The 9,412-nt window shown below is 72.8% G+C and carries 6 protein-coding genes and 1 pseudogene; 4 read left to right on the top strand and 3 right to left on the bottom strand.

Features of this window, described 5'->3' with window-relative positions; all coding sequences use genetic code 11:
• Positions 1-34 precede the first annotated feature (34 nt).
• Positions 35-556, top strand: a complete 522-nt coding sequence (locus ACWDAS_RS19300; protein ID WP_450392117.1) for an AAA family ATPase — start codon at positions 35-37, stop codon at positions 554-556.
• On the opposite strand, the gene ACWDAS_RS19305 is transcribed toward ACWDAS_RS19300, so the two are convergent.
• Positions 543-2,168 (bottom strand): AMP-binding protein, encoded by a 1,626-nt coding sequence (locus tag ACWDAS_RS19305; RefSeq protein WP_450392119.1) that lies wholly within the window; start codon positions 2,166-2,168, stop codon positions 543-545. The two genes, ACWDAS_RS19300 and ACWDAS_RS19305, sit on opposite strands and share 14 nt — an antisense overlap.
• The gene (locus tag ACWDAS_RS19310) at positions 2,165-3,841 is read right to left on the bottom strand and encodes an AMP-binding protein (RefSeq protein ID WP_450392122.1); all 1,677 of its coding nucleotides are present in this window, start codon (positions 3,839-3,841) and stop codon (positions 2,165-2,167) included. The genes ACWDAS_RS19305 and ACWDAS_RS19310 overlap by 4 nt, the downstream gene beginning before the upstream one ends.
• Before the next feature lie 153 nt (positions 3,842-3,994).
• Between ACWDAS_RS19310 and ACWDAS_RS19315 the strand changes: the two genes are divergently transcribed.
• The 3 genes and pseudogenes from ACWDAS_RS19315 to ACWDAS_RS19325 all read left to right on the top strand — a co-directional run.
• Positions 3,995-4,792 carry a response regulator transcription factor gene (locus ACWDAS_RS19315; protein ID WP_450392140.1) on the top strand — a complete coding sequence of 266 codons (798 nt, stop codon included), beginning with the start codon at positions 3,995-3,997 and terminating at the stop codon, positions 4,790-4,792.
• Positions 4,793-5,300: 508 nt separating this feature from the next.
• Positions 5,301-8,102 (top strand): helix-turn-helix transcriptional regulator, encoded by a 2,802-nt coding sequence (locus ACWDAS_RS19320; protein WP_450392125.1) that lies wholly within the window; start codon positions 5,301-5,303, stop codon positions 8,100-8,102.
• 366 nt (positions 8,103-8,468) lie between these two features.
• Positions 8,469-8,594, top strand: a pseudogene (locus tag ACWDAS_RS19325) (serine protease); the annotation flags it as partial.
• A gap of 104 nt (positions 8,595-8,698) precedes the next feature.
• On the opposite strand, the gene ACWDAS_RS19330 reads toward ACWDAS_RS19325, so the two are convergent.
• Positions 8,699-9,205 carry a MarR family winged helix-turn-helix transcriptional regulator gene (locus ACWDAS_RS19330; RefSeq protein ID WP_450392128.1) on the bottom strand — a complete coding sequence of 169 codons (507 nt, stop codon included), beginning with the start codon at positions 9,203-9,205 and terminating at the stop codon, positions 8,699-8,701.
• Positions 9,206-9,412 lie beyond the last annotated feature (207 nt).

The following is a 9,412-nucleotide window of genomic DNA, read 5'->3' on the forward strand; positions in this document are numbered from 1 at the left end:
GTTGCCCAGCGTAACCGGGGCTAGAGTGACGCGGGTGATCATCTGGCTGAACGGGACCTTCGGGGCGGGCAAGACCACGACGTCGGCTCGGCTGTCCGGCCTGCTGCCGGACGCCCACGTCTTCGACAGCGAGCACGTCGGCTTCATGCTCCGGCACGTGCTGAGCGAGGCCGTGCCCGTACGGAACTTCCAGGAATGGCCCCCATGGCGCGCGCTCACGGTGGCGTCGCTGACGCAACTGCACGGCTACCTCGGCGGAACGCTGATCGTGCCGCAGACCGTGCTGGTGGAGGGCTACTGGCGGGAGATCGACGAGGGGCTGGACCGGGCGGGCCTGCCCGTACGGCACTTCGTACTGCACACCGACCCGGCCGAGCTGACCCGGAGGATCGAGCAGGACACCGTGGAGACCGGCGCCCGGCAGTGGCGGCTGGACCACCTGGAGGAGTACGGGAAGGCGCTGCCCTGGCTGCGGACGGCCGGGACGGTCGTGGACACGACGGCCGCGCCACCGGAGGCGGTGGCGCGGCGCATCGCGGAACTCACCCGGTCCTGAAGGACTCCCGCAGCTCGATCTTGCGGACCTTGCCGCTGACGGTCATCGGGAAGGCGTCCATCAGCCGCAGATGGCGCGGCACCTTGTAGTGGGCGAGCCGGCCGCGGCAGAACTCCCCCAGCTCCTCCACCGTCAGCCCGGCCGCCGGGTCCTTGAGGATGACGCAGGCGAGGATCTCCTCGCCGTAGCGCTCGTCGGGGACGCCGACCACCTGCACGTCCGCGATCTTGGGGTGGGCGTAGAGGAACTCCTCGATCTCGCGCGGGTAGACGTTCTCACCGCCGCGGATGATCATGTCCTTGATGCGGCCGACGATCTGCAGATAGCCGTCCTCCCGCATCACGGCCAGGTCGCCGGTGTGCATCCAGCGGCCGGCGTCGATCGCCTCGGCGGTCTTCTCCGGCTCGTCCCAGTACCCCAGCATCACCGAGTAGCCGCGGGTGCACAGTTCGCCCGCCGTGCCGCGCGGCACGGTCACGCCGCCCGGGTCGACGACCTTGACCTCGACGTGCGGCAGCACCCGGCCCACGGTGCCGGTGCGGCGTTCCAGGTCGTCGTCCCGGCGGGTCTGGGTCGAGACCGGCGAGGTCTCGGTCATGCCGTAGCAGATGGACACCTCGGCCATGTGCATCTCGGCGACGACCCGCTTCATCACCTCCACCGGGCAGGGCGAGCCCGCCATGATCCCGGTGCGCAGCGAGGAGAGGTCGTACGTCGCGAAGTCCGGCAGGTTGAGCTCGGCGATGAACATCGTCGGCACCCCGTACAGCGAGGTGCAGCGCTCCTGCTCCACCGCCCGCAGGGTGGCCGCCGGGTCGAAGCCGGGCGCCGGGATGACGATGCAGGCCCCGTGCGAGGTGGCGCCGAGATTGCCCATGACCATGCCGAAGCAGTGATAGAACGGCACGGGCAGGCAGACCCGGTCCTGTTCGGTGTAGCCGACCAGCTCGCCCACGAAGTAGCCGTTGTTGAGGATGTTGTGGTGCGACAGGGTCGCGCCCTTGGGGAAGCCGGTCGTCCCGGAGGTGTACTGGATGTTGACCGGGTCGTCGCAGGACAGCTCCGCCCCGCGCTCGGCGAGCTGCTCGTAGGGGACGTTGGCCCCGGCCTCGACGAGGGCGTCCCACGTCGGATCGCCGATGTACACGACCTCGGTCAGCGACCGGCACTCGCCGCGCACCTGCTCGACCATGGCGCGGTAGTCGCTGGCCTTGAAGGCGGTCGAGGCGACCAGCACCTCGATGCCCGCCTGGTTGAGGACGAACGCCAGCTCGTGGACGCGGTAGGCCGGATTGATGTTGACCATGATCGCGCCGATGCGGGCGGTGGCGTACTGGACGAGCACCCACTCGGGACAGTTGACCGCCCAGATGCCCACCCGGTCGCCCTTGCCGACGCCCTTGGCGAGCAGCCCGCGCGCCACGTCGTCGACGGCGGCACCGAACTCGGCGTACGTCCAGCGTCGGCCTTCGGTCACGTCGACCAGGGCGTCCCGGTCCGGCCAGGCGGCGACCGCCCGGTCCAGGTTGCGGCCGATGGTGTCGCCGAGCAACGGGGTGGTGCCGGTGCCGCTCGCGTAGGAGGGCTCGACGGGATGCGCGGGGATGCTCACTTGTGGTCCTCCTCGCGGTACTCGGTGCCGACGGCACCCTCGGCGGTGCGCTGCCGCAGCTCGATGCGGCGGATCTTGCCGGACACGGTCTTGGGGAGCTCGGCGAACTCGATGCGCCGCACCCGCTTGTACGGGGCGAGCACGGCCCGCGAGTGCGCGAAGAGCGCCGCCGCGGTCTCCGGACCCGGCTCCCAGCCCTCGGCGAGGACGACGTAGGCCTTGGGCACGGCGAGCCTGAGCGGATCGGGAGCGGGGACGACGGCGGCCTCGGCCACGCACTCGTGCTCCAGCAGGGCGCTCTCCAGCTCGAATGGGGAGATCTTGTAGTCGGAGGCCTTGAAGACGTCGTCGGCGCGCCCGACGTAGGTGATGTAGCCGTCGGTGTCCCGCGAGCCGATGTCGCCGGTGCGGTAGTAGCCGCCCGCCATCGCCTCGGCGGTGCGCTCCGGGTCGCCCTCGTACCCGGTCATCAGGCCGACCGGGCGGGCGGACAGGTCGAGGCAGATCTCGCCCTCGTCGCCGGGCTTGCCGGTGACCGGGTCGACCAGCTCGACCGCGTAGCCCGGGCTGGGACGGCCCATGGAGCCCGGCTTGAGCCGCTGGCCGGGTGAGTTGGAGACCTGGACGGCCGTCTCGGTCTGGCCGAATCCGTCCCGTACGGTGAGCCCCCAGGCGCGCCGCACGTGCTCGATCACCTCCGGGTTGAGCGGCTCGCCGGCTGCCACCACCTCGCGCGGCGGGGTGCGCAGCACTCCGAGGTCGGCCTGGATCAGCATCCGCCAGACGGTGGGCGGGGCGCAGAAACTGGTGACGCCGGCCCGGTCCATCTCGGCCATCAGACGGCCCGCGTCGAAGCGCGTGTAGTTGTGGATGAAGACGGTCGCCTCGGCGTTCCACGGCGCGAAGAGGTTGGACCAGGCGTGCTTGGCCCAGCCGGGCGAGGAGATGTTGAGGTGGACGTCGCCGGGGCGCAGGCCGATCCAGTACATCGTGGCGAGGTGGCCCACGGGGTAGGACAGGTGGGTGTGCTCGACGAGCTTGGGCTTGGCGGTCGTCCCCGAGGTGAAGTACAGCATCAGCGGTTCGTCGGACCTGGTGTCGCCGTCGGGCGCGAAGCCCGCCGGGGCGCCGTACGCCTCCTCGTAGGCGTGCCAGCCCTCGGGCGCGCCCCCGACCGCGATCCTGGTGTACTCCCCGGGCACCGCGTCGAACTTGGCCGTGTCCGCCGACCGGACGATCACATGGCGGGCCCGGCCGCGCTCCACGCGGTCGGTGAGGTCGGCCGGCCCGAGCAGCGGGGTGGCGGGGATGACCACGGCGCGCAGCTTCATGGCGGCCAGGGCCGTCTCCCACAGCTCCGTCTGGTTGCCGAGCATGACCACGACCCGGTCGCCGGCGCGCACGCCCCGCTCACGGAGCCAGTTGGCGACCCGGTCGGATCGCTCGGCCATCGCGGCGAAGGAGACGGCGGCCTCGGTGCCGTCCTCCTCGACGATGTGCAGGGCGGTGCGGTCGTTGTCACGGGCGATGACGTCGAACCAGTCCAGCGCCCAGTTGAAGTGCTCGGGCCGCGGCCAGCGGAAGCCCTCGTAGGCCGCCTTGTAGTCCTCGCGGTGGCGCAGCAGGAAGTCCCGGGCCGCCCTGAACTGTTCTGTCGGGCTGGTTGCCGTCATGTGTCCTCCTTATTGCCGGCCCCTCAGTAGCATCCTGTTGTCAGTGACAGAGCTCTCACTACCCCCGTACGGGGGTGAAGGAGCGGCGAGGGCGTGACGGGATCACGGACCGGATCGGGCGAGGCGGCGGAGCTGCGGGCGGCGCTGCTGCGGATGAGGCGCACCAGCGGGTTGCCGGTGGCTTTCGGAGGGCTGCTCCCGGAACCGCGCCGGCTGCGGATCACCGAGCTGTCCGGCACGGCGACGGCCTCCCTTCAGGGGCTCACGGTCACCACGGGCAACGGGCTCGGCGGCAAGACGATCGCGCTCTCGCGGCCGCTGGCCGTCACGGACTACAGCACGTCGCGGGTGATCAGCCACGAGTACGACGCCGCGGTGGCCGCCGAGGGGCTCCGCTCGGTCCTCGCGGTGCCGGTGGTCGTCCGGCGGCGGGTGCGCGGAGTGCTGTACGGCGCGCTGCGCCATCCGCTGGCGCTCGGCGACCGTCCGGTGAGCGCCGCGGTGGAGGCGGCGCGCGAGCTGGAGCAGTCGCTGGTGGTCCGGGACGAGGCCGACCGCCTGCTGTCGACGTGCCGGCAGCCGACCGCCGGCGACCCGGCGGCCTGGGAGGAGGTCCGCGAGGCCCACGGCGAGCTGCGGGCGCTGGCCGGCCGTGTCGCCGATCCGCTGCTCCGCCAGGAGCTGCTCGCCGCGTGCGGCCGTCTGGCGGCGGCCACCGGCGCCGCCGGCGGGCGCCGGTCCCCCACCGGGCAGCCGGTCGCCCTCTCCTCGCGTGAGCTCGACGTGCTGGCCTGCGTCGCCTCCGGCGCCACGAACGCCGCGGCCGCCGACCGGCTGGGACTGCGCCCTGAGACGGTCAAGAGCTATCTGCGCTCGGCCATGCGCAAGCTCGGCGCCCACACCCGCCTCGAAGCGGTCGTCGCCGCCCGCCGCGCCGGGCTGTTGCCGTAACGGCCCCCGCGGCCCCGCCGACGGCCCTGGTGGAGCCCCCTGCGGGCCGCCACGCCACGGGAACGCCCCGCCCCGGCCGAAGACCGGGGGAACGGCGCCGGCGGGGTGACTTTGACGACAGGGGCCGGGCCGCCGGCCGTCCACCGGTGCCGCGATCGCCCGCAAAGCACCGTGAGCGGAGCAGGACCGGAAGAACGGACAAGCCGTCGCTTTCGGTTCACCTGCGGCGATTTTGGGGTTTGACCGCCGGCGGGATCGGACCGATCATTCGGGGTGTGTCCACCGGCACATGTGGGACGGGGGCGGGCCTGACGAATGGTCCGGTGTTCAACGGGCTACCGCTCCCGAGCATTTCCCGACTTGCCGCCCTTTGCACGACAACAATTCGGCGACGGCGGTGAATTTCCCAGCACCGGACAGAGATTAAAGGGCCGTGGCCGTATCGGGCGGGTTTCGGCGGCTCTTTGCATAAGATTGTCCCGGACACGACACGAGGGGAGCGGCGACCGTGGAGCAGGTCTTCGACGTGCCGGCCAGACCCCGACCCGACCAGGTGATTGGGCGAGGTGACGTGCTCGCGCGAGCCCGCGGGCACCTGGCCCAGGGAGGCAGCCTGCTGCTGTACGGGCCGGCCGGAATCGGGAAGTCCACCGTATTGCGGACACTCGCCGAGGAATACGGCGGCGAGCCGACGGTGCTGCGCTGTTCCGCGACGGAGTCCGAATCGCATCTTCCCTTCCTCGCCCTGGTCGACCTGCTCGGCCTCGTCGCCGACCAGGTGTCCGACAGCCTGCCCGCGCCGCAGCGGGCCGCGCTGGAGTCGGCGCTCACCGGCCGGGGCGAGTCCTCGCTGCAACGCGACGGGCTCGCACTGCGTCTGGCCGTGCTGTCGGTGCTGCGGGCGCTGGCCGCCGACGGCCCGGTGCTGATCGTCGTCGACGACCTGCAGTGGATGGACCCCGCGAGCGCGGAGCTGCTCGCCTTCGCCGCGCGCCGGGTCGCGGAGCTTCCGGTGCGGGTGCTGGGTGCCGTACGCACCGACTCCGATCCGCAGGACCAGCACGACCGCTATCTGCGGGCGTTCCCGCAGGACGTGCTGACGCTCCGGGTGACCCCGCTGTCTCGGCCGCAGGTCTCCGAACTGCTCGACGGGCGCGGGCACACGGGCCTGCCGCGCGCGGTCGTCCGGGACATCCACCGCACCAGCGGCGGCAATCCGCTCTTCGCCCTGGAGCTGGGGCGCGCCCTCGCGGAGAGCCGCACACCGCCGCGGCCCGGGGAGCCGCTGCCGGTGCCGACCTCACTGCGCACCCTCGTGCTCAACCGCCTGGAGATGCTCTCCGCGGAGACCCGCCGCACGCTGCTCATCGCGAGCGCGGGCGCCCGCCCGACGCTCGCGACGCTGCGCGGCGCCGGCCGTGCGAACGCCGAGAGCGAGACGGGTGTGGCCGCCTCCCTCGGCCTGGTGGAGATGGACCATCACGACGGCACCGGGCTGATCCGTTTCGCGCATCCGCTGATATCCGCGGCGCTCTACGCGGAGGCGACCCAGGAGGAGCGGCGCAGCGCCCACGCCGCGCTGGCCGCGGCGGCCGGAGACCCGATCGAGCGGGCCCGTCACCTCGCGCTGGCGACGAGCGGCAGGGACGAACGGGTCGCGGCGAGCCTCGCCGAGGCGGCGGACGAGGCCCGGGTCCGCGGCGCCCCGTCGATGGCCGCGCAACTGGGCCTGCTGGCCGCCCGGCACACCCCGCAGGGCGCGGTGCCCACCGCGGACGAGCGGCGGCTGCGGGCCGCCGAGGACGCGCTGACCGCCGCCGAGCCGGAGCTGGCCCGGGCCACGGCGCGCGAGGTGCTGGAGGTCGCGACCGATCCGGCGGACCGGGTACGGGCGTGGATCGTGGTGATCGACTCGGTCGGGCAGGCCCTGTCCGAGGTGGACGACGTCTTCCCGCAGGCCCTGGCGGACGCGGGCGACGACCCGCGGCTGCAGGGCCTGGTGCGCTACCAGATCGCCTGGCGGGCATTGGTGGACGGCCAGATGAACGAGGCGCGCGCCGAGGCCGCCAGGTCGGCGGCGCTCGCCGCCGAGGCCGGTGACCGGCGGACCGAGTTGCTGGCACTGTCGTTCAAGGCTCTCAACGAGACGACGATGGGGCACCCGGACGCCGCCGCCACCCTCGCGCTGGCCTCCGCGGAACCGCAGGACCCGGACGTCGCCATGAACCACAACGGCCCGGTCTACATCCGCTCCCGCTATCTGCTGATGAGCGATCAGCTCGACGAGGCGCGCACCGCGTTGACGTGGCTGGCCGGTGAGGCGCGGCAGCGCGGCGCGGTGGAGAGCGAGGTCTACTCCGTGCGCAGCCTCGCCGAGATCGAACTGCGCTCCGGCCGCTGCGGAACCGCCCTGGACCTGGCCCGGGAGAGCCTGCGGCTGGCCGAGGACATCGGCATCGGCGAGGGCTTCGCGCTGCAGATCGCGGCCCTGGCCGAGGCGGCGGGCGGCACGGTGGAGCGCGCCCTGTCGCTGGCCGGGGACGCGGTGCGGCGGGCCGAGGCCGACAGCGACATGCCGTATCTGACCCGGGCGTTGTACGCGCTGGGGCACGCGCGGCTGGTCGGCGCCGACCCGCAGGGCGCGGTGGAGGCGCTGCGCAGGGTGAGGGCGCTGGAACGCGAGATGGGCGTGACCGAGCCGGCGCGCGGCCGCTGGCAGGGCGACCTGGCCGAGGCCCTGGTGCTGACCGGGGCGCTCGGTGAGGCGCGCGAGGTCATCGACGAGACCCGCAGGCACGCGCTGCGGCTCAGCCGGCAGAGCATGCTGGCCGTCCTGGAGCGCGCCGAGGGGATGCTGCTGGCGGCCCACGGTGACACCGACGGGGCGGTGGCCGTGCTGACGGCGGCCCGGCAACGGCTGGCCGCGCTCGGTTACGGGCTGGAGGAGGCGCGGGCCGTCTTCGCCCTGGCCCAGGTCGAGGCGGACCGGCGCAACCCCGGGGCGGCCCGTGCCGCGCTGGACGAGGCCGAAGGGCTGTTCCGGCGGGCGAAGGCGCTGCCGTGGCTGGAGCAGGTGGGCCCGGCGCCTGCGGCCTCGTCGGCGGCGCCGCCGGAACTGGACGGGCTGGCCTCGATGGAGCGCCAGGTGGCCGCGCTCGTGCTGGAGGGCGCCACCAACCGGGAGATCGCCGCGACGCTGTTCATCAGCGTGAAGACGGTCGAGGCCACGCTGACCCGGGTCTACCGCAAACTCGGCATCCGCTCGCGGGTGGACATCGTGCGCCTGGCGGCGGGCCGCCGGGCGGGCTGAGCGGCCCTCGCCGGAGCGGTCGGCCCCGCGTCGGCACGGCCGTCGGTACGGCGGTCGGCACGTCCGTCAGCGGGTACGCGACGTGACCGAGGGGTTTCCCTACGCAACCGGGTTAGGGCCTTCCCTCATTGGGCCACCCCGGGGCGGCTCCTAACCTGAGTCCCGCACACAGCAAGCCAGTTGCCCCGTCCCACGAGAGCACGTGCGCCAACTCGCCCCTCGCTCCACGGTCGTCGACGATGACGTCGACTCAGGCCGCGCCGTCCGTGCGGGATTTCCTCGCCGCCCCACCGGCGACCCGCGCGTCCCCCCACCGGCAACCTGAGGAGCTTCACGCTACGGCTCACCCGCGCGAAGAAGGCCGCCCTCCTGGCCGGCGTCCCGGCCGGCATCACCTCCTGGGGCGAGGGCTGCGTCCGGGCCGGCCACCCGGGCGTCCACACCCGGCTGACGACCTTCTCGTCGCCGGTGACGGCCCAAGTGAACTCCTGACCGAGAGTCAGGTAGCGCCAGGGGGCGCTGCGGGCTGCTACGAGCCGCCCGCAGCGCCCCCTCTCCACGTCGGTGGCCCGACGACGGCCCGTCGGCGGCCCGCCTCAGCGGCCCCGCTCGGCGGCGTCGACGGCCTCGTGGATGCGGTCGAAGGCGGGCTGGAGGGTCTCGAGCTCGCCGGGCTCCAGCGCGTCGAGGACCATCCGGCGCACGTTCTCGACGTGCGCGGGCGCGGACGCGGCGAGCTTCTCGTAGCCCTCGGGTGTGAGAACGGCCAGGGTGTACCGGCCGTCGGCGGGATCCGGCTCGCGGCGGACGAAGCCCTGCTGCTCCAGGCGCCTGGCCACGTGGGAGAGCCGGGACAGGGACGAGTTGGCGTTGTCGGCCAGCGTGCTCATCCGCATGGTGTGGCAATCCTGCTCGGAGAGCATGGCCAGTACGTGGTACTCCATCCAGTTCAGGTCGGCGTCCCGCTCCAGCTGCCGCTCCAGCGCCGGGAGGAGCCGGGTCAGAACCCGGGCCATCGACATCCACGCCGACAGCTCGCCGCCCCGCAGCCAGCGCGGCTCCGCGACGTCCGGCACCGGCGGCTCCCCTGTGTTCTTCGTCATAGGAACCAGGCTAGTGGACGTCTTGAAGCTTCAAGCGGATCTGTTACTGTTCGATTGAAGCTTCAAGTTGAAGCTTCAAGTCATTTCCGCATGCACAGCAGGGATCACGACGTATGACCAGGATCGGCATCATCCTCGGCAGCACCCGCCCGGGCCGCAACGGCGAGAAGGTGGCCCGCTGGGTCGTCGAGCAGGCCGGCACCCACG

This window comes from Streptomyces sp. NPDC001070 (assembly GCF_053598835.1).

What these genes read in the sequence shown, in the direction of transcription:
- ACWDAS_RS19310 (WP_450392122.1), bottom strand. Translation starts at nt 3,841, where the DNA reads ATGACGGCAACCAGCCCGACAGAACAGTTCAGGGCGGCCCGGGACTTC.
- ACWDAS_RS19315 (WP_450392140.1), top strand. Translation starts at nt 3,995, where the DNA reads ATGAGGCGCACCAGCGGGTTGCCGGTGGCTTTCGGAGGGCTGCTCCCG.
- ACWDAS_RS19330 (WP_450392128.1), bottom strand. Translation starts at nt 9,205, where the DNA reads ATGACGAAGAACACAGGGGAGCCGCCGGTGCCGGACGTCGCGGAGCCG.